Source organism: Clostridium sardiniense (assembly GCF_050584765.1).
GTDB lineage: Bacteria > Bacillota > Clostridia > Clostridiales > Clostridiaceae > Clostridium > Clostridium sardiniense_A.
Genome location: NZ_JBNOOR010000001.1, coordinates 753,190 through 773,956, shown reverse-complemented (window position 1 = coordinate 773,956; position 20,767 = coordinate 753,190). Strand labels below are relative to the sequence as shown.

Genomic DNA, 20,767 nt, shown 5'->3' with positions numbered 1-20,767 from the left:
AATGATATACACAGGACATATATTGCACCTTTTCACAAATATATCTAGTCTTTCATAAAATAACTAACGGTATAAATTCTTTAGGAGGCTTAAATGAATTCATATTATGACGATGATATAAATATCGAAGATTTGCCTAAAAACTTTCCGCCTCAACATCAAATGCTTCAACCTGGAATCGAATCAATAATGAAACCTCGCCCTATATTTGATAACCCTAAGTATAAAGGTAGTGGCAAGTTAAAAAATAAACGTGTTTTAATTACAGGTGGAGATAGTGGAATTGGTAGGGCAGTCTCAGTCGCCTTTGCAAAAGAAGGTGCGGATATTGTAATTTCTTATCTTTATGAAGATGAAGATGCAGAGACTACTAAAAGATATGTTGAAAAATATGGTGGTAAGTGTTATCTAATGCCTGGTGATATAATGCATAAAAAGTTTTGCAAAGAATTAGTTCAATTTACAGTTGATACTCTTGGAGGCATAGATATATTAATAAATAATGCAGGTGTTCAGTTTCCACAAAAAAGCATAGAATGTATTTCAGAATCTCAACTAGAATTAACATTTAAAGTAAATATATATCCCATGTTCTATCTTACACAAGAATCCGTAAAACATATGAAAAGAGGAAGCACAATAGTAAATACTGCATCTATTACAGCCTATCAAGGTAAAAAGAATCTTATAGATTACTCATCAACTAAAGGAGCAGTTGTAACATTTACGAGATCTCTTTCGCAATCACTAATTAAAGATGGAATTAGGGTTAATGCAGTTGCACCTGGTCCTATTTGGACGCCACTTATAGTTTCAAGCTTTTCTGCTGAAGAAGTTACTAAGTTTGGATCTGATGTACCTATGAAACGTGCTGGACAGCCCTTTGAACTTGCTCCTGCTTATGTATACTTAGCATCTGATGATTCATCCTATGTAACAGGACAAGTTATCCATGTAAATGGTGGTGCAATGGTCGAAAGCTAACATATGTTAAATAATTAAGAATAAAAATGTGTGCTTAAATTTATAAACACACATTTTTATTAATTAATAACCTCTAATCCATTCTCTCTTAAATATTTATTTATAGCTGGAATTGTTACGTTTAAAAATTGACTAAATGATACTATTACTTCTCCTGATTTTGCTTCATTTAAAGCTTTTAATATAGCCTCTTCTTCTTTAAGTAATATTGTTATTTTATCATCATTAAATCCTTTATTTTTAAGTCCCTTATATAATAAGTTTGCTGTTTCTTTCTCTTCTCTTCCCCGTCGGTCTTCCTGTTCTTTAATTATTACCTTTTGGCAATAAGATGCAGTTATTTCTCCGAGTTCAACTATATGCTCATCGCTCCTATCTCCAGCAGCTGTTATAATTCCAGTTATTAATGTTGGATTTAAAGATTTTGCCATATTGAATACCTCATGAAAAGATTCGCTATTATGTCCATAATCTATTATTAATTTAAAATCTTTTATATTTATAACATTTTGTCTACCTCTATTAGTACTTAAATCACATTTTAATCCTTTTATAGCATCAATTACTTCATAAATATTATTATGAATTTTATTTATTGCAGCTATTGCTGTCATTACATTTCTTGTATTGCTTTTAGATAATCCGTTATGTGTAAACTCTAATTCTTTTAAATTTACTAATTCAATTTCTTTACCTGATTTATTATGTAATATAAATCCCCCAATTGTATAAAATGCCTCCCCTCCATTTTCTATATGTTCCTTTATTAATTCATTTAAATCATTATCAAATAATATTAATCTATCTTTCTTACTAAAAAGTCTTACTATATCTTTAGTTGCTCTAACTATCATAATACCATCATCATCTAGACCTTCTTTAATTAATGATTTTATTTTTCCTAAATCCTCTATTGTATTAATCCCTTCCATTCCCATATGATCTTCTGATAAAGATGTAATTATTCCAACTTTAGCATTTTTAAAGCCTAACCCTTTTTTAATTATTCCCCCTCTTGCCGTTTCAAGTACGGCAATATCTATATTCTTATTTTTAAGAACTTCTAAAGCACTATAATATCCTGTTGTATCTCCTGTCCTAACTACTCTATCTCCTATATATATTCCTCCAGTAGTAGATGCTCCACTCCTATACCCTAAGGATAATAAAGTGTTATGTATAAGTCTTGTTGTTGTTGTCTTTCCATTGGTTCCTGTTACTGCAATTATAGGAATCATACCATTGTCCTTTAAATTAGAAATAATCTCTGATATTTCTATACTAGAAGTTTCTGATTTTGATAAAATAATTGAATTTTTACCATACCCAATTTTAAGATTATTACTATCAATATTTATTGATGGAATATTACTATTATCTAATTCTTTTATTATTTCATAACTCCAGTCATCTTCTAATAATCTCTTAGCTCTTTCATAAACATCTTCCTCATCATCTATTATTCCATAAATAATAAATGAACTAACCATTTCTCTATCATAGCTTAAATATGCTTCATTATCTTTAAGTTCTAATATCTTCCCTTCAATATTTAGTAAAGAGCATATATCTACATATTTTTTTATTATACCTTTTATATTGTCTCCCTTTATATAGATAATCTTTGGTATACCTTTTATATTTTTTTCAGCTAGAAATCTAACTTTCTCTACTGTCATATGCATCACACTTCTTCCTATTTACTTAAAGCTTCTGCCTTGCTAACCTTATAGTTTTCAATTTATATTAAAGTTATTCAAAGTAATTTTATAGTTTATCATAATCATTAAATAACTTACCTTATAAATATATTTAAAGAGAAAGCTTAATAACTATAGCTAACTTTAATGTATATTCTAAAAAAGCTAAAGATAATAGATATTTCTCTACTATCTTTAGCTTTTATAATTTTATTAAGTATTTATTTTTTTACTTTATATTATTAATAATAGATATAATTTGCACTTTTACTATTTTAAATCATTATAATATTATAATTCTAATCTATCTATAACATCTAATCCAAGTTCTTTTGCAAAATTTAATCCCATATCCAAATCTCTCATATGGCAAGGATCATGAGCATCAATCCCTATTATTCTCTTTATATTGTATTCCTTTGATAACATCCAAAATTCTTTTATAGGATAACTATATCTTTCACCGTTATTATACTTGACCTTAGTTTTTCTAAATCCATTAACATTTATTTCAAGAGGTATATTTAAATCCTCAGCAGCTTGTAATATCCTTCTTGATTGCTTAATTGTATTCTCATCCCAATCCCTATAGCTAAGTCCAAAAAGATCTGGATGTGCAACACATTTAAACAATCCACTTTCCATAGATTTTACTACATAGTCTACATAACATTCTAATATCTCTGGTGTTAACTCTATTCCCCCTACATAAAACCATTCTCCTTTATATGGGAAAAAGTGTACTCCAAGCAAAAGATAATCAACTTTATACTTCTCCATAAGTTCTTCATAAAGCCATCCGAAATCTTCAAAGTATTCGCACTCAATAGCTTTTTTAATAGATATTTTATCAGAATATTTTTTAATTGCTTCATTTATTTCATTGAAATATTCTTCTAACTCTTCATACTTCATTCTGCTTTTATTATCAATATTTTTTCCTGGATGAGGCAGATGATCTGAAATACCAACTTCATCAAATCCTTCAGCAATAGCTTCTTTTATGTATTCTTCTACAGTTCCCTTAGCATGATTACATCTATAATTATGCGTATGATAGTTACTTTTCATTTTATTTCCTCCTAAGTAAAGTGTCTTCATCTCTCTATTATACATACTTTTTTATATTTCTATCAAATTGCTACTTATTAAATATAAATATTTACCATATAAATTATTAAACATATATATTTAGAAGAGGACTAAAATCTTAAATGGAATAATATAGGCTAGTTAGTATAAGAGAGCAATAAAGACGCTTTTATATCAAGTTTGAAAAGAAAATTTAAAAGACTTGAAGAAGAAAACAAAGAACTTAAAGTTAATTAAGCAGATATTTGCAAAATATTATAATTTTATGGAAATTGCAATATAATTAAATGTATAAATTATGTGACAATTGTATTATATAATGCTGCAAAGAACGTCTATTATTTTTAATTATATCTGACAACAATAATTTTTTAAAAGGAGGTGTGTAATATTAAAAAAATCAGTAAAGCTTATTTATTTAATATTATTATATCAACAATTACGCTTATAAGCTTTTGGATGACTATAAAAGTAGATAATGATTCTAGATTGCCACAAAATATAAATACAGATTATTATATGAATTCATTGCCTTATATTTATATAATATTGTTTTGCTTAATTGTGTTAGTTTTATTTAATTTATATCAAACTATAACAAGTATAAAGAAAAGTAATACTACCAATTAAATTAATTATTAGACAAATCATCCTAAACTATTACAAACTAAAGTCCAGCAAATAAACTTGCTGGACTTTTTAATATAACATACTATACATATATCATGTTGCAAGTAGTATTTTAAAAACTTTTTATAATTATACTCTTCATAAGAAATCATTCATCTTAAATTATTCCTTATGATTAAAATTACCTTTTCCTATGCTATCCCACCATAATCTCTTCACCCTCTGATTTTACATACCATTTACTCTGAGCATTGTACATTTCTTTATATTTACCATCATTACTTATAAGCTCCTCATGAGTTCCGCACTCAACAATCTTACCATTGTCCATAACAACAATTCTATCTGCTATCTTAGCTGATCCTAACCTATGAGTAACAATTATAGATGTATTTCCATATGACATTTCTTTAAATTTATTATATATCTTACTTTCTTCAACTGGATCAATTGCAGCTGTAGGCTCATCTAGAACTATCATATTATGATTTGAATAGAATCCTCTTGCAATTGCTACCCTCTGCCACTGGCCTCCTGATAAATCAACACCCTTAAATTCTCTTGATAGCATTGTATCATATCCATCTTTAAATATTTCTTTGTTCATAGTTAAATCTGCTTTTTTAAGCGCAATATCTTTATCTACATTATAATCATCAACATACTCAATATTACTTATTGATATGTTTTCTCCAAGAGTCATTTTGTATCTTTGATACCTTTGAAATACTGCTGATACTTCTTTATATAAAGACTTTTGTGAAATTTCTTTAGTATTAAATCCATCTACTAATATATTACCTTCACTTGGAAGATATAAACCTATCATAAGCTTAACTAATGTAGTTTTTCCTGCCCCATTTTCTCCAACTATGGCAATTGTCTCCCCTGATTTTATGTGTAAACTTATATTTTCTACAGATAATTTATTTGAAGATGGATATGAGAATGATACGTTATCAAGCTTTATATCTGGTACGTCTTTTATTTCAACATCTTCTCCTTTTCGCTCTGGCAGTTCTAAAAATCTTATAAAATTCCTTACTGTCCCTAAATTCTGAGTTACTTCTCCTATATGTCTACATATTACTTCTTCCATTATTGAGAACATCATCCCTATTGATGAAAATACAGCTCCAAATGCTCCAACAGATATATCTCCATTAATTAAACTAATAAATAGTAAATATAGTACTCCCATATATCCAAGTAAAGTAAGAATCTTCATGCCAAGTTCCATAGATCTTGTCTTCTTTTCTGCACACCAAACCTTTTTATTTAATAGCTTTAGGGAGTCTAAATATAAGTTTTTAAAGTATCCAAATGCACCTAAAATTCTTGTTTCTTTAAAATATTCTCTACTACCTATGCATTCTTCATAGTACTTATACTCTCTTCTAATAGGTGCTACCTCATCCTCTAATTTAGTAAATATATTAATTCTTATAAACTGAGTTAATGCAACTGGAATAAATATAAAAACTAGTGATATTGCAAGTATTGGTTTTAAATTATATAAATACATTCCCATGAATAAAAAGTATGGAATATACATGCAAGCAATCATTGTAATTACTCCTATAAGTCCTATACTATTTCTAACACCTTCATGTACTTTATTTATATCATCTAGAACATTAGTATCTTCAAAAGAAATTGAATCCGTATTTCCAACTTTATTATTTACTATACTAGTTATATATCCAGCTACTTTAGTCCACCAGCTACTCCCCGTAAAATTAGATATTCCATTTAGCATTTGAGCTCCTATTAAAACTCCACCTAACATTAATGCCATTAATATAGTTTTTGCCATTGTATTTTCACCAACTGTTAACGCTGCTACAGAGTCAAAGAATTTTTGACTTGCTACTGTGTTTAGAACCCAGAAAGCTGCATGAATAATATTTACTAATATTATAAATATAAAATACATTGGAGTTGCTTTTAATACCATAGGCGTTATCTTCTTTAGAATTTTAAAAATAGATATACCCCTATCTTTTTTATTACTTATCATAAATACCAACTCCTTTGACTTTCATACATATTAGCATACTTTCCACCTATGCTTATTAAATCCTCATGGTTTCCCGTCTCTATTATTGAACCATTTTCTATAACAAATATCTCATCTGCTAATTTAGTTGAACCTAATCTATGGCTTATAAAGATAGTAGTTTGTCCTTTACTTATTTTCTCAAATCTTTCATAAACATTACTTTCACTTATAGGATCTAGGGCAGCTGTTGGTTCATCTAGTATTCTTAATGAAGCATTACTTACAATAGCTCTTGCCATTGCTATACGCTGCCACTGACCACCTGATATATCAAGTCCATCACTTTTAATCTTACCAAGATTTGTTTCTAATCCCTTATCTAATTTATCTACTACATCATCTAACTCTACAATATTTATTGCCTCTTTAAGTTGATTTTCTTTTAACTTATCATGCATACACTCTAAATTTCCTAAAGCTATATTATCTTTAATTGAAATAGAATACTTTGCAAAATCTTGATAAACTACAGATGTTAATTCTTTAAGCTCACACTGACTATACTTTTTTATATCAATTTCATTTATTAGAATTTCACCTTCAAATTCATCATATAATCCAGTTATTATTTTAGTTATAGTAGTTTTTCCTGCTCCATTTATTCCTACAAATGAATAATGTTTACCTTCTTCTATTACAAAAGATAAATCCTTAAGTATATATCTTTCTGTACCAGGATATTTAAATGATACATTCTTAAATTCTAATCTTTCTAATTTAACATTACCTATAGTTGGCTTATCTATTGCACCTATACTTTCTTCTAAGCTCATAAACTTAGCTAAATCTTTTAAGTGCTCTCTATTCTTTACAAGATTTTCAGTATAAGCAGTTAATTGCCATGACATTATTTGAATAATATCAAAAACTGAGTTACTTATAGATATAAACATACCAACTGTTAATAATCCATCTTTTACTGGCACTAAAAGTATAACCACTATGATTATTGAAATTAAAGCAGTTATTATACCTCCAAGCTTCATTTTAGCAAACCATTTAAGTTCTATTTTTAACTGATGCTTTCTTACTTTCTCATATAGTTTAAGCCATTTTTTATTAAGCTCACTTGTATATCTAAATAAAGCTCTTTCATCTGCCGATTCTCTTCCTGTAATAACATCACCTATATAATCTGATTCCCTTCTATATTCAGCCATCTCTCTAAAAGCATCATAATTTGCTTTACCTGACTTTATAGATAAATAAAATAGCGGAATAGATATTGCCAAGATTAATAAGGCCGCCCACCATACTTTTGTAATAAGTATGAAAATTAAACCTGTTACTCTTACTATTAATGATATTGAGTCTAATAAATCTATATAAGCGCTATTACATTTTAATTCAGGATCTTCAGATATCCTTGATATTAAATCCCAAGTTTCTTTATCTTCTATATATTTATACTTAAGCTTAGCTTTTTTTTCTGTTATTAATCCCCTAAGCTTTTCTCTAAGCCTTAATTCAAGCCTCACTTCAACAAAGCCTACTAACTGCTGAGAAATCCAATCAAAAGCAATTAGCATTACAATTGTTATAAGTGGTATTATAATTTCGTTTTTATTATAAGTTCCATTAACTACACCTATAGCTGTATCTAAAAACTTTGCTATAGCTACTAATTGAAATGTAGGAATTAACCCCTGCAATATTTTTTGCAAAGCAATTATAATAGAATACATTGGTGCAAATTTAAATGGTACCGTTATCATTTCAATTGTTTTTCCACTTATTTTTATATCCCCCATAAAATATTCCCCTCTCTTTTTCTAATGACAATTTAATTTTACTATACAACATTTCTTTTTACATATTTTTCTATAATTTTTTACCTTTTTAAAGACTTATTCTATAATTTTTTCAGCTTTTCTATAATTTTTTCAAACCTTACTTTTAAGTTACTGACTTATTTAAATATCTATTTATAATTAATTTAATAACTCTAATCTTAATAAAAATCACTAACAAAACAAATAAGCACAATATTATGCAAATAATACATAACATTGTGCTTATAATTTTATATGGAATTTGGTATCTCTATTACAAATTCACTTCCTTTATTAATTTTGCTCTTTACTTTTATATCTCCACCATGAGCTTCAACTATTGCTTTTGATATTGTAAGTCCAACTCCAACACCACCTGATGATCTAGTTCTAGATTCATCTGCTCTATAAAACCTCTCAAAAATATACTTTATATTTTTTTCATCAATGCCCATACCATTATCTTTTATAGATATATAAGTTTTACTTTTATCTCTATAATCTGATATTTCTATATATCCTTGTTCTACTGTATACTTAATACTATTAGATATTATATTTATTATAGCTTGACTTATTTTATCTTTATCAATATCGCATATAATATCTTCTAAGTTTAATTCTATCTTTATATTTTTATCTAAGAACTGTTTTTCAAAATTAACTAGAAGAGTCTCTATTAAGTCTTTAATATTAGTTTTTTCTTTATTTAATACTAATGAATCACTCTCATATCTAGCTAACTTTTCTAAAGATTCAACTAACCTATTAAGCCTTTGAATCTCATCAAATATACTCTTTAATCTTTCCTCCGATGGCTCAAGCACCCCGTCAATTAAAGCTTCCACCTGTATTTGTATTGTAGTAAGAGGCGTTCTTAATTCATGAGATATATCCCTAGTTAAAATTTTTCTTAATTTATCTTGTTCCTCTAGATTATCTGCTAGCTTATTCACAGAGTTAATCATTTGATTCATCTCTCTTATATTATTTTTAACATTAATTTTATGAGAGTAATTTCCTTCCGCTATAAGATTTGTTGCTTTTATTACTTTTAATACTGTCTTGCTTATAGTGTGAGATATACTAAATCCAATTATTACTGAAATAATTATCGCTAATCCTCCAACAATAATTAATACTCTATTTAATGTTTCAAAGAAAATTAAATCTGATTCATTGTAATAAAATGGCCCTATATATTCTATACTTAAAGTTCCTATATCTCTATTATCTTTTGTAAGATTTATATTGTCTATTGTATTTCCTTCCTTTAGTCTTGGATTAATCTTATTTGTATTAGTTCTAATCTTTTTTAATACTGACTCACATAATAAATTATTAATTTCTCTAGCATTCCAAACAACATTCCCATTATTATCTTTAATTTTAATAATTAATCCATTTTCAATTGCATCTAAACCTATGGTGTTTATATTATCTTTATTCCATTCTTCTGATTTATAATTATTTTCTATAGATTTAACTATTTCATCTTTTCTTTTATCTATACTATCTTCTATGTACTTATTAAAATTAGATTTTATGGAGATATTTGCGAGTATTCCAATTAAAAATATTATTACCAAAGAAAATAGTATAAAAATTAAAGTAAGTCTATGCTTTAACTTATCCAAAATATTTATTCACCACCAAACTTATATCCTATACCATGCACTGTTATTATATATTTATTTCCTTTACTACCATCTTCTATTTTCGCTCTTATATTTTTTATATGAGAATCAATTATTCTATCATATACATAGTTCTCTTCCCCTATAACCTTATCTATAAGTTCTGATCTTGTAAAAACTTTTTTAGGATTTCTTGCAAGTTCTAATAAAATTTTAAATTCTGAGGCAGTAAGATTAACTATTTTATTATCTTTAATAACCTCAAATTTATCTGCATCTATAATAAGATCACCATTTCTAAACATTAACTTATTTTCATTTAAATTCCCACATCTCTTTAATACAGCATTAACTCTTGCCACTAACTGCTTCGGACTAAATGGTTTTGTTACATAATCATCCGTACCTATATTAAATCCATTTAATACATTATCCTCATCACATTTTGCAGTTAACATAATAATTGAAACATCTGACGTCTCTCTTATCTTTTGGCATACCTCTTCCCCTGATATATTTGGCAACATAAGATCTAAAACTAGTAAATCTATATTATTTTTTTCAAATATTTTAAGAGCATCTATGCCATTGCTTGCTGTATATACTATATATCCTTCTTTTTCTAAATAAATTTTAACAACCTCTAATATCTTAAATTCATCATCAACTATGAGTATATTTTCTCTCATTTAATTATCCTCCAGCGCCTTAAATTATCTAATTATATAACAAAAAATCAGTCTCATATATAACTGATTTTTTATTATATAAATCTTTTATTTTCTTATAAGATCATCTATATTATCATCAAGCATATCTTGAGTAATAAGTCCTGTATGATCATTTACTAAATTACCATCTTTATCTATAAATAAAGTTCTTGGTAATGCTTGTATTCCATATACGTCTGCTGCATTTAACTCTGTGTCAAATAGTACATTCATATTATATTTACTTTCTTTTATAAACTCAAGGGCAGTCTTTTTTGTTTCTCTACTTCCGTCAGTAAGGTTTACCATAAGTATTTCAACGTCTTTACCTTTATACTTATCTTCTGCTTTTTGGAAATATGGCATTTCATACTTGCATGGTGGGCACCAACTTGCCCAGAAGTTTACAACTACTGCTTTTTTACCTTTATAATCGGATAATTTAACAGCCTTTCCTTCTTCATTGTAAACAGTAAAATCAGGCGCTTTAGTAACATTATCAATATTATTATTTGCTTCGTTACCTACAGACCCTTGCTTTGGCATCTGATTTTCTATTTCATTTTTAGAATATTTATTAGATAAATATTTATAAGAAACTCCTCCGATGGCTATTAATGCAACAAAAACTATAATTATATATATTAACCTCTTTTTTTCATTCATTTTTAAAATCTCCCCCTAAAATGTTAGTAGTGATAATAGTAAATTTAGATAGCCTGTCATCATCATTATTCCTATGATAATTAATAAAATTCCTGATATTATATTTATTATCTTATAATTTCTCTTTATAAAACTAAATGTATTTTTTAAAGAATCAATTAATAATGCTGATAGTATAAATGGAAGTCCAAGTCCTAAACTATATGTTAAAAGCATGAATATTCCTTCAATATGATATTGTGAGTTTGCTGCTATCATAAGTGCTGACCCTAAGAAAGGTCCTACACAAGGTGTCCATCCTACTGCAAATATCATTCCAAATAATATAGATGAAACTAATCCTTTTTTCTTTCCTACATTACTTTTCAATTTAAAAGTTCTTTGTAATAATTGAATTTTTAATATCCCTATATAATTAAGTCCAAATATGATTAATAAAATACCTGAAATAACATTAAATAATTTCATATATTCATTAATAACACTTCCAAAAGTTCCAGCTAATGCTCCAAATATAGTAAATAATATAGAAAATCCTAGAACAAATGCAATAGAATTTCTAAGTGCAACACTTTTATTCTTCTCCTCATCACTTCCCATAAAATAAGAAATGTATATAGGAACCATTGGTAATATACACGGTGAAATAAAGGTTATTATCCCTTCTAAAAATAGTATTATATAATTCATATACCCCTCCAATTAAAATGCGCAAGTTAATCTTTTTATAGCGTCATTATATACCTCTTCTACATTTATTTTATCATAACCTTCAACTACCCTAGTAGATCCGATTAGCCTGTTATTTAAAAGAACTGCATAATCTTTAGATACTTCCATTTTCATATCTAAAGAAAATTTGCCCCCTCCTTCATTTTTCATTTCTACAGTATCACCTGTAAATGTATTTATAATCATTGGTTTATCATCTTCTTTTAATCCATCTATTTCAATTTTGAAACTTGGACTTTCTTCAGCTAATGTAACTATTGGATTTAAAAAACTACCGTCAAAACTTTTCTTAATTAAGTTTCCTTTTGCTTTAACATGTCTATATTCATCATTTATATCTTCTTCTGCTACTTTGCTTTTATTCTCTTCTTTAGATTTTTGTGTTTTATTATTTAAAACTTTAATAAATGATACAGAACCTATAAGTACTGCTAGTACTAAGATTCCTCCTATTATCTTTTTATGTTTTTTCAGAAAAACCATCCCTCTCCTCAGTTTACTATAGATATAATATTAAATTAAATTTTTGTGCATTTTATGAAGATTTAAATAAAAACAAGTATAGAGTGAATTCTATACTTGTTTTTTATAATTATTTTATAATTAAATATTACTTTTATATAGCACTTAAAAGATTATAAAACTTTCCTTTTTGACTTACTAAATTTTTATAGTTTCCTGATTCAACAATTGTACCTGAATCCATTACTATTACTTCATCGTATTTACTTAAAATTTCCTCATTCAACTTATGAGTAACAGTTATTATAGTTAAATCTTCAATATCTAATAATGTACTCTCTATATCATAAGCTGTTTTAACATCTAAAGCCGAAGTTCCTTCATCTAATATAAGAATAGGAGTATCTTGAATTATTGCCCTTGCAATTGCAACTCTTTGCTTTTGTCCACCTGATATATTAGAGCCATTTTCCCCAACAGATGATTCTAAACCTTCACTCATATCATCAATAAACTTATATACTCCACTTACCTTTAAAGCTTTTTCTATTTTTTCTTCACTAAATGTTTTCCATAATACTATATTATCTTTTATACTTCTATGAAACATATATACATTTTGATGTATCATAGATATTAGATTACCTAAAGATTCATGCCTAACATCTTTTATTTCTTTATTATCTAAGCTTATCTTACCTTCATAATCATCATAATATCCAAGAAGTAATTTAATTAATGTACTCTTTCCACAACCACTTTCTCCGATTATTGCATATTTCTTATTTTTTTCAAATTTATAATTTACTCCATTTAATATGGTATCTCCTTCATTATAAGAAAACTTAACATCTTTTAAAATTATAGAGTCATTAAAGTTTTTTATAGTGTCCCCTTTTGATTCTTTTTTTCCACTTTCTATAATCTTTCCTAACTTTTCATTTACACCCTTCATACCTTTTATTTGTGTTACCTTTTGCACAATCCACATTATCGGTCCATTTATCCCATTTCCAAGCTGCATAATGGCAACTAAGCTTCCTACTGTTAAATTACCCTTTATAACAAAATATCCACTTAATATAATTCCTGATAATTGACATCCTATAGCTAAGAAATGTGATAATGCATCTGCTACAGCTCTTATATGAGCACTTTTAAACTTCTTTGTTGATATATCTATATTTTTATCACTAAACTCATTAGTGATATCTTTTTCTATATTATAGGATTTAATTACCTCATATCCTGAAAAGATATCCTTAATACTTTTAGTAAAGCTTGATAAACTATTTGATACATTATTTTGTCTCTTTTCCATAGGCTTACTTAATGTTGATGGTACTATAAGCATTAAAGCACCTGTTAAAAATAAAATTATAGTTACCCATACATTAATATATAATAGTAGTATTACAGTACCAATAAAAATAATTATATCTCCCATCATCATTAGAAATGGTACTATATACTCATTTTCTACTAAATTTATATCATTAGTTAAATTAGAGATGTACTCAGCAGTATTGTTAGAATTAAAATCTTTATAATCCTTTTTTAATATTCCTCTAAATATATCTTCTCTTAATGTATTTATAGTTTTCTTTAGATACATAGCTTGAGTTGCTCCAGTAAAGTACTCAACAATTCCCATTAATAAAAAATATACTACTGAAAATATAGCAACCTTAGTAAATCTATTTAAATCTCCACCTGTAGCACTATCAACTATCTGCTGTATTATAATCGCTATAAAAACTTGCATAACTGCTCCAGTAAGCCTTACCCCAACAGTTGTAAAAAGACAAAACTTGTGTTTAAACATATAATCTCTCATACTAAATACCCCTTTATTCCTTATATCAGTTTAAGTTTTCCTTTTAAAATATCTATATATTTATTTGCCATATCTTTGTTTAGAGAATAATACACCTTATTATCTTTTTCATTAACACTAACTAAATCTATAACTAAAAAACTTTGAATATGATAATTAACTGTAGCTGGAGTTATATCTAGCTCTTTTGCCATAGCCTGGTTATACCAAGGCTTATCTGCTATTAATGATATAATCTTTTGCCTAGTCTTATCACTTATAAGCTTTAAGAATTTTTCTAGATTTTTCTCCAAACTTTTAAGTTCATCAAATTCAATATTTTTATACCCAATAATTGCTTTTAATTTATTTTCTACCTTATTAAATCTAACTCCAACTTTATTACAATATGAGACATAAATATCTATATCGTCATCTTCTCCAATAATAGACTTAATCTTGTCTAAATGATTTACTCTCATAAATTTTTCTAAATTATTATTCAACAGCTTTTCATATCTAATTTTTTCTTTATTCGATTTCTCTAGTAATTCATCTTCAAATTCACTATATATATCTATAAATTTTTCAATTATATATTTTAATCGCATCCTTGTCTCATCAGGTGAATCATATAAATCTAATATATTTTTTTTATGATTTTCGTCTACACCTTCTAGACTAGATATATAATTCTTCATAAGTGCCATACTATGCTTAACTTTTCCCCAACCTTCATTATCATCCTTAGAAAACTCCCCAATAAATGCGCCACCTAAATAATTAAATAATTCTTCATTTGTAGATTTGTTAAATTCATCTAAATAATCCTGTAATGAATATAATTCTTCAAAATCGTCTATAAATCCTAAAGTTACAACTGTTATCCCTTCAAAAGGCCTAAAAAATTCTATTTCATTTTTTATAAAATTACTAAGTTTTGAATCAAATATATCTAAATATTTATCAAGACTGCATTTCATATCAACTGCCGATAATATTTCATTTAATTCATCTCTAGCTACATAACTAATAATAAATGCTCCATAATCTATAACCGGTTTATTTTTAAAATTAAAAGTTTTCATATACTTACCTCCTTTTTTCTATATCACTTATATAATATATATATGTTATATAGATATTAGATGTTCATCTAATATTAGTATATCATAATAATATTTATTTTCAACTATTTTCCATAAAATAAAAAATAAGGACATCTATTCGTAAAATAGATCTCCTTATGATTTATAATTATTCTACTTCTTCAATATGTTTTATAACTCTACATGGATTTCCAACTGCTACAACATTTTCTGGAATATCTTTAGTTACAACACTACCTGATCCAATTACTGAATTCTTTCCAATTTTAACTCCAGCATTTATAGTAGTTCCTCCACCTATCCAAACACAATCTCCAATTTCTATTGGATATGCGTATTCAAGTTCTGCAAGTCTTTCCCTTGGTGATATTGGATGCCCTGCTGCAAATATATTTACATTTGGTCCTATTAGTACATCTCTTCCAATTGTAACTTTAGCACAATCTAGCACTGTACAGTTATAATTAATATAACAATTTTCACCAAGTTCTATATTGTATCCATAATCACATCTAAATGGTGGCTCAACAAAAAATTTTTCACCTGTTTTTCCAAGTAACCCTTTTAATAACTCATTCCTTCTCTCAACTTCTCTCGGTGGCAATGAATTATATTCAAAAATAACATCCTTTGCATGTTGTCTCTCATTAAATAATTCTTCTCCAAAAGAAAAATATAGTTCTCCCTTTAACATCTTCTCTTTTTCTGTCATTTTAGTTCCCCTACCCTTATAATATTAAAATTTAAAAATATATTATTTTTATGCATAATACATATATAATATTATACTTAATATTTTATAGATATACTTACACTAATTTGATTATTAATTACAAAAAGTGGCTAATACTATCTTTAAATTTTGAACATACTATAATTATAATTTTTAAAGGAGTTGAAAATATGGAAAGACAACATTATAAAGTTGATGGATTAGTAAATGAAACTATTAAAACACAAATGAAAAATGCATTAGATAAAATTGATGGAGTTGATAATGTTTGTATAGATCTTGGTCGTGGAACTGTGGAAGTTATATATAATCCACCTGCTACTAAGAGTGAAATTGAAAATTGTATAGAAAGTACAGGACATTTTATAGAATAAGTCCTACTTAAATAAATAGAACTTTTATAATTTATGTATTTACAATAGTTATAAAAGCTCTATTTTTTATTAAATATTAAATTTTCTATATAATTCCCAAGTGTTATTTTGCCACCTGTAGATACTTATATTATCAAATAAACATTCAAATTCACAAGGATATCTTTTGACATAATTCCAAACATCATCATAGATAGGTCTTAATTTCTTTGATGCAATTGTTATATGAAAAGTTTTGTCTCTGCCATCATTTTTATCGAATTCTATATAATCTATTTTTTCCATTCTATCTATTAAATCATCATGCATCATTTTACCTTCATTAGACATATTAACTTTCATGTAAATTACTCTATCATCAAAATGATCGTATCCATCTATAATATATTGCTTAGAATCATATCTACTACAAAAGTCTTCAATTAAGTTTTCTAATTCTTCTATATTATTATCATATTCAAAAGGTGCTTTTATAGTAAAGTGAGCTGGTAATTTAGATGATTTTACATTAAATTTTTCAAATACTTCTTTTCTTAAATTATTGTTGAATTCTCCTACATCTCCATTTACAACACATACTATTACATATCTCATAAGTTTTCTCCTTAGCATATAAATTTAATTTTTCTAATAATACCTTATACCTTAAATTTTCCCTATATATATTATACATATTCTAAATACTACTTATTTAAATAACTACTAACCTTACTAAATACAATCTATTATGTTAGAATACTAATTAATTTATATCTATTTTCCAATTATTAAAGCTATTCATATAATCAAAAAGGACAGGTTAATTTTAATAATAACCCTGTCCTTTTTTAAATTTTATTTATTAATAGACTATTTATTGTAGTATGTTACAATAATAAACTAATCTTATATAATCATATTTATTTATAGTTCTATTACTTAATTATAATTCTATAATTTGTCCTTTTGGAGTAACAAGTACAGTAAATGCAACTCCATTTCCACCTTGTTTCATAAGTTCTTTAGATTTAACTTGAACTAAATAACCTTTTTCGCCATTAACGTCTTTCATATTTTCACTACTTGCATAAATCGTATCTGAATCTTTACCATATTTTTTTTCACATATATTTATAGCATTCTGTGGTGTAAATTTACTAGTTGAAGGTTTTGTTTCTTCCTTTTTGCCAGCTACTTGACTTTCTGACTTAACATTTTTATTTTTTTCTTCTGAAGTTACTATCTTTTTATTATTTTCATCGCTTTTGACTTCACTTTTATTTTCTTGATTATTAGCTGAAGCTTTTTCTTCACTTTTATTAGCATCTTGATTTTCCTTAGTTGCATCTTGTTTAGTTGTATCTTCAGTATTTGTAGTTTGTGTATTTGCAGCTTGAGTACTAGCCTCTTTATTACCACAACCTACAAAGAGATACATTGGAGCTAAAATTAAAATTCCAGCAATTAATGCACTTAATAAAAAACTTTTCTTATGTTTCATTTTATAACTCCTCTCTTAATAAAAAATTATAAGCTATCTCTATACATTCTTATAGCATCGTCTTTTTCTCTTATATATCTACTTGCAACTCCTTCTTGAACTGCTTTTGAAGAACTTCTGAAATAAACTAAATTTCCATCTGAATCTCTACGTCCTCTTTCTTTATATACAGATGTTATAAAGTCTTCTACATTTGTAGTATGTGTAAGAGGTGCTATTATTTTATAAGCCCCATAACCACCATGTTGTACTGCTGTTGACCAAAGTACATTTTTAGCAGCAAAATTATTAAGTACACTAGTATAATCTCCACTATTTTTTAATCTCTTTATTAAATCATCATAGAAAGTTATTTTTGTATATTCATGTTGTAAATTATAAAACTCATTATAATGATTTTTCGCAATATCTCTCCAAGCGTCATCAAAGTGTTTACCATATGATCCATTATCAAGCTTTCTTGCATCAGTTAATTCTTTATAAAAACTATCATTTTTACCTGAAAGCCAGTTTATGAAATCACCTAGAGAACCCATATTTGATGACAATTGCCATGCCCCATAAGACTTACCACCGTAATCTCCTTCTCCTGAAGATACAGAACCTGGATCTCCATTTGATTCATATTTTTCTGATAAAATTCCTAGATAATCATCATCTCTATTATCATCATAGACTTGTACAGCTGTACTTCCATTTAAGTAAATACTTACATATCCATAATATGTATGTCCGTTATTAACATATTTAACATGATAATAAGTAAGATCTCCCTTTACTCTTCCAAGTATCTCTACCTTTGAATTTGGTGACATTGTTGTTAGAACTTCAGAATTAAGACTTGGCTCTGATCTAAGATTCATTGTAAAATCAGTAAGCTTTCCTGCTCCAAATGGGTTATCCTTTAATACTCCATCGTTATTAAATTCATACATTTCACCGTCTATTTCCATTTGCCCTGTAACTCTAGCCCCTGAATTATCTAAATAATATTTCTTATCCCCAAGAGTAAGCCATCCCTTTTGCATAGATCCATCGTTGTTATAATAGTGCCATTCATTGTTACTTATAAATCTAAGCCACCCTGTTACCATTTCTCCTTCACTATTAAAATAATAAATTTTTCCATTTATAGTCTTGGAATACCTTGCCATTGAACCATCATCTTGCATATAGTATGTTTTACCATCAAGGTTTAAAAATCCCTTTTGCATAGCTCCATCTTTATTAAAATAGTGCCATTCATTATTATTTGCAAATTTAAGCCATCCTGTTACCATTTGTCCTTCGCTATTAAAATAATAAGTTTTTCCATCTATATTCTTTAAATACTTTGCCATTGAGCCATCATCTTGTATGTAATATGTTTTACCATCAAGGTTTAAAAATCCCTTTTGCATAGCTCCATCTTCGTTAAAATAGCGCCATTCATTACTACTTATAAATTTAAGCCATCCTGTTACCATTTCTCCTTTGCCATTAAAATAATAAATTTCTCCGTCTATAGTATTTAAGTACTTTGCTAATTCCCCATTATCTTTTATATAATACCTTTTTCCATCTCTAGCTATCCAACCTGTCTTTAATTCTTTTAATACTCCATTTTCATCAAAATTGTATTCTTTATTGTCTATTTTGACCTTCCCAGTAACTCTAGCTCCAGAGTCATCTAAATAATATTTTTTATCTCCAAGAGTAAGCCATCCCTTTTGCATAGCTCCATCTTCATTAAAATAATGCCATTCATTACTACTTATAAATTTAAGCCATCCTGTTACAAGTTCTCCCTGACCATTAAAATAATAAGTTTCTCCATTTATAGTATTTAAGTACTTTGCTAATTCTCCATTATCTTTTACATAATATCTTTTTCCATCTCTAGTTATCCAACCTGTCTCTGATTCTTTTAATACACCATTTTCGTCAAAATTATATTCTTTATTGTCTATTTTGACTTTTCCCGTAACTCTAGCTCCAGAATCATCTAAATAATATTTTTTATCTCCAAGAGTAAGCCATCCCTTTTGCATAACTCCATTTTCGTTAAAGTAATGCCATTCATTACTACTTATAAATTTAAGCCACCCTGTTACAAGTTCTCCCTGACCATTAAAATAATAAGTTTCTCCATTTATAGTATTTAAATACTTTGCTAATTCCCCATTAGCTTGTACATAATATCTTTTTCCATCTCTAGTTATCCAACCTGTCTTTGATTCTTTTAATACTCCATTTTCGTCAAAATTATATTCTTTATTGTCTATTTTGACTTTTCCAGTAACTCTAGCTCCAGAATCATCTAAATAATATTTTTTATCTCCAAGAGTAAGCCATCCCTTTTGCATAACTCCATTTTCGTTAAAGTAATGCCATTCATTACTACTTACAAATTTAAGCCATCCGGTTACCATTTGTCCTTCGCCATTAAAATAATAAGTCTTTCCATCTATAATTTTTAAATATTTTGCTAATTCCCCATTAGCTTGTACATAATATCTTTTTCCATCTTTATTTATCCAACCAGTTTTTACATCACTACTAATATTTTTAGTATTATCATTAATAAGTGTTGCTGCATTTGCTTCTAAGTTCGGTGTAAAACCTGCTACAACAGCAGACAATATTAACATTTTTATTATACTTTCTCTCTTCATTTGCTTTTATTTCCCCTTTTTATCAATTTTGTTATTTACGTTAAATTAAGCTATTGTAAATTATAACATATTTTATTAACTTTTTTTATTTCAATTATATTAATTTCATTAAAGTAATATTTTTTTAATATATCATGAACTTTTATGTCGTTGC

The 20,767-nt window shown here is 27.1% G+C and carries 17 protein-coding genes; 2 read left to right on the top strand and 15 right to left on the bottom strand.

The window, feature by feature from the left end:
• The first annotated feature begins 93 nt into the window (after positions 1-93).
• Positions 94-984, top strand: a complete 891-nt coding sequence (locus ACQPUW_RS03740; protein WP_430836156.1) for an SDR family oxidoreductase — start codon at positions 94-96, stop codon at positions 982-984.
• Positions 985-1,043: 59 nt separating this feature from the next.
• Here ACQPUW_RS03740 and ACQPUW_RS03735 read toward each other — a convergent pair whose 3' ends face one another.
• From ACQPUW_RS03735 to ACQPUW_RS03680, 12 genes are all read right to left on the bottom strand, one after another.
• Positions 1,044-2,669 (bottom strand): Mur ligase family protein, encoded by a 1,626-nt coding sequence (locus ACQPUW_RS03735; RefSeq protein WP_430836155.1) that lies wholly within the window; start codon positions 2,667-2,669, stop codon positions 1,044-1,046.
• A 306-nt stretch (positions 2,670-2,975) separates the two neighbouring features.
• Positions 2,976-3,755: a histidinol-phosphatase gene (locus ACQPUW_RS03730; RefSeq protein ID WP_430836154.1), complete on the bottom strand. Its 780-nt coding sequence runs from the start codon at positions 3,753-3,755 to the stop codon at positions 2,976-2,978.
• An 847-nt stretch (positions 3,756-4,602) separates the two neighbouring features.
• On the bottom strand, positions 4,603-6,426 hold the full coding sequence (locus ACQPUW_RS03725) for an ABC transporter ATP-binding protein (RefSeq protein WP_430836153.1): 1,824 nt from the start codon (positions 6,424-6,426) through the stop codon (positions 4,603-4,605).
• Entirely contained in the window at positions 6,423-8,219 is a 1,797-nt protein-coding gene (locus tag ACQPUW_RS03720) for an ABC transporter ATP-binding protein (protein ID WP_430836152.1), read from the bottom strand. Before ACQPUW_RS03720 ends, ACQPUW_RS03725 begins: the two co-directional genes overlap by 4 nt.
• Before the next feature lie 272 nt (positions 8,220-8,491).
• Entirely contained in the window at positions 8,492-9,877 is a 1,386-nt protein-coding gene (locus ACQPUW_RS03715; protein WP_430836151.1) for a sensor histidine kinase, read from the bottom strand.
• A 5-nt stretch (positions 9,878-9,882) separates the two neighbouring features.
• Positions 9,883-10,566 (bottom strand): response regulator, encoded by a 684-nt coding sequence (locus ACQPUW_RS03710; RefSeq protein ID WP_430836150.1) that lies wholly within the window; start codon positions 10,564-10,566, stop codon positions 9,883-9,885.
• A gap of 87 nt (positions 10,567-10,653) precedes the next feature.
• Positions 10,654-11,253 carry a TlpA family protein disulfide reductase gene (locus tag ACQPUW_RS03705; RefSeq protein WP_430836149.1) on the bottom strand — a complete coding sequence of 200 codons (600 nt, stop codon included), beginning with the start codon at positions 11,251-11,253 and terminating at the stop codon, positions 10,654-10,656.
• A 15-nt stretch (positions 11,254-11,268) separates the two neighbouring features.
• Positions 11,269-11,943: a cytochrome c biogenesis CcdA family protein gene (locus ACQPUW_RS03700; RefSeq protein WP_430836148.1), complete on the bottom strand. Its 675-nt coding sequence runs from the start codon at positions 11,941-11,943 to the stop codon at positions 11,269-11,271.
• 12 nt (positions 11,944-11,955) lie between these two features.
• Positions 11,956-12,468 carry a hypothetical protein gene (locus ACQPUW_RS03695; RefSeq protein WP_430836147.1) on the bottom strand — a complete coding sequence of 171 codons (513 nt, stop codon included), beginning with the start codon at positions 12,466-12,468 and terminating at the stop codon, positions 11,956-11,958.
• Positions 12,469-12,601: 133 nt separating this feature from the next.
• A complete protein-coding gene (locus ACQPUW_RS03690; RefSeq protein WP_430836146.1) occupies positions 12,602-14,284 on the bottom strand; it encodes an ABC transporter ATP-binding protein in 1,683 nt (560 codons plus the stop codon).
• Between the two features lie 20 nt (positions 14,285-14,304).
• The gene (locus tag ACQPUW_RS03685; protein ID WP_430836145.1) at positions 14,305-15,351 is read right to left on the bottom strand and encodes an ArsR/SmtB family transcription factor; all 1,047 of its coding nucleotides are present in this window, start codon (positions 15,349-15,351) and stop codon (positions 14,305-14,307) included.
• Positions 15,352-15,520: 169 nt separating this feature from the next.
• Positions 15,521-16,084 carry a sugar O-acetyltransferase gene (locus ACQPUW_RS03680; protein WP_430836144.1) on the bottom strand — a complete coding sequence of 188 codons (564 nt, stop codon included), beginning with the start codon at positions 16,082-16,084 and terminating at the stop codon, positions 15,521-15,523.
• A gap of 191 nt (positions 16,085-16,275) precedes the next feature.
• Here ACQPUW_RS03680 and ACQPUW_RS03675 point away from each other — a divergent pair, with 191 nt between their 5' ends.
• Entirely contained in the window at positions 16,276-16,479 is a 204-nt protein-coding gene (locus tag ACQPUW_RS03675) for a heavy-metal-associated domain-containing protein (protein ID WP_430836143.1), read from the top strand.
• Positions 16,480-16,548: 69 nt separating this feature from the next.
• On the opposite strand, the gene ACQPUW_RS03670 is transcribed toward ACQPUW_RS03675, so the two are convergent.
• The 3 genes from ACQPUW_RS03670 to ACQPUW_RS03660 all read right to left on the bottom strand — a co-directional run bounded on the left by ACQPUW_RS03670 (position 16,549) and on the right by ACQPUW_RS03660 (position 20,613).
• On the bottom strand, positions 16,549-17,073 hold the full coding sequence (locus ACQPUW_RS03670; RefSeq protein ID WP_430836142.1) for a 2'-5' RNA ligase family protein: 525 nt from the start codon (positions 17,071-17,073) through the stop codon (positions 16,549-16,551).
• A 328-nt stretch (positions 17,074-17,401) separates the two neighbouring features.
• Positions 17,402-17,959: a hypothetical protein gene (locus ACQPUW_RS03665; RefSeq protein WP_430836141.1), complete on the bottom strand. Its 558-nt coding sequence runs from the start codon at positions 17,957-17,959 to the stop codon at positions 17,402-17,404.
• Between the two features lie 26 nt (positions 17,960-17,985).
• Positions 17,986-20,613, bottom strand: a complete 2,628-nt coding sequence (locus ACQPUW_RS03660) for an SH3 domain-containing protein (RefSeq protein WP_430836140.1) — start codon at positions 20,611-20,613, stop codon at positions 17,986-17,988.
• Between the last annotated feature and the right edge of the window lie 154 nt (positions 20,614-20,767).

Coding starts and splice junctions, on each gene's coding strand:
- ACQPUW_RS03665 (WP_430836141.1), bottom strand. CDS start 17,959: ATGAAACATAAGAAAAGTTTTTTATTAAGTGCATTAATTGCTGGAATT.
- ACQPUW_RS03670 (WP_430836142.1), bottom strand. CDS start 17,073: ATGAGATATGTAATAGTATGTGTTGTAAATGGAGATGTAGGAGAATTC.
- ACQPUW_RS03740 (WP_430836156.1), top strand. CDS start 94: ATGAATTCATATTATGACGATGATATAAATATCGAAGATTTGCCTAAA.
- ACQPUW_RS03730 (WP_430836154.1), bottom strand. CDS start 3,755: ATGAAAAGTAACTATCATACGCATAATTATAGATGTAATCATGCTAAG.
- ACQPUW_RS03685 (WP_430836145.1), bottom strand. CDS start 15,351: ATGAAAACTTTTAATTTTAAAAATAAACCGGTTATAGATTATGGAGCA.
- ACQPUW_RS03680 (WP_430836144.1), bottom strand. CDS start 16,084: ATGACAGAAAAAGAGAAGATGTTAAAGGGAGAACTATATTTTTCTTTT.
- ACQPUW_RS03735 (WP_430836155.1), bottom strand. CDS start 2,669: ATGCATATGACAGTAGAGAAAGTTAGATTTCTAGCTGAAAAAAATATA.
- ACQPUW_RS03700 (WP_430836148.1), bottom strand. CDS start 11,943: ATGAATTATATAATACTATTTTTAGAAGGGATAATAACCTTTATTTCA.
- ACQPUW_RS03660 (WP_430836140.1), bottom strand. CDS start 20,613: ATGAAGAGAGAAAGTATAATAAAAATGTTAATATTGTCTGCTGTTGTA.
- ACQPUW_RS03720 (WP_430836152.1), bottom strand. CDS start 8,219: ATGGGGGATATAAAAATAAGTGGAAAAACAATTGAAATGATAACGGTA.
- ACQPUW_RS03675 (WP_430836143.1), top strand. CDS start 16,276: ATGGAAAGACAACATTATAAAGTTGATGGATTAGTAAATGAAACTATT.
- ACQPUW_RS03705 (WP_430836149.1), bottom strand. CDS start 11,253: ATGAATGAAAAAAAGAGGTTAATATATATAATTATAGTTTTTGTTGCA.
- ACQPUW_RS03725 (WP_430836153.1), bottom strand. CDS start 6,426: ATGATAAGTAATAAAAAAGATAGGGGTATATCTATTTTTAAAATTCTA.
- ACQPUW_RS03695 (WP_430836147.1), bottom strand. CDS start 12,468: ATGGTTTTTCTGAAAAAACATAAAAAGATAATAGGAGGAATCTTAGTA.
- ACQPUW_RS03710 (WP_430836150.1), bottom strand. CDS start 10,566: ATGAGAGAAAATATACTCATAGTTGATGATGAATTTAAGATATTAGAG.
- ACQPUW_RS03690 (WP_430836146.1), bottom strand. CDS start 14,284: ATGAGAGATTATATGTTTAAACACAAGTTTTGTCTTTTTACAACTGTT.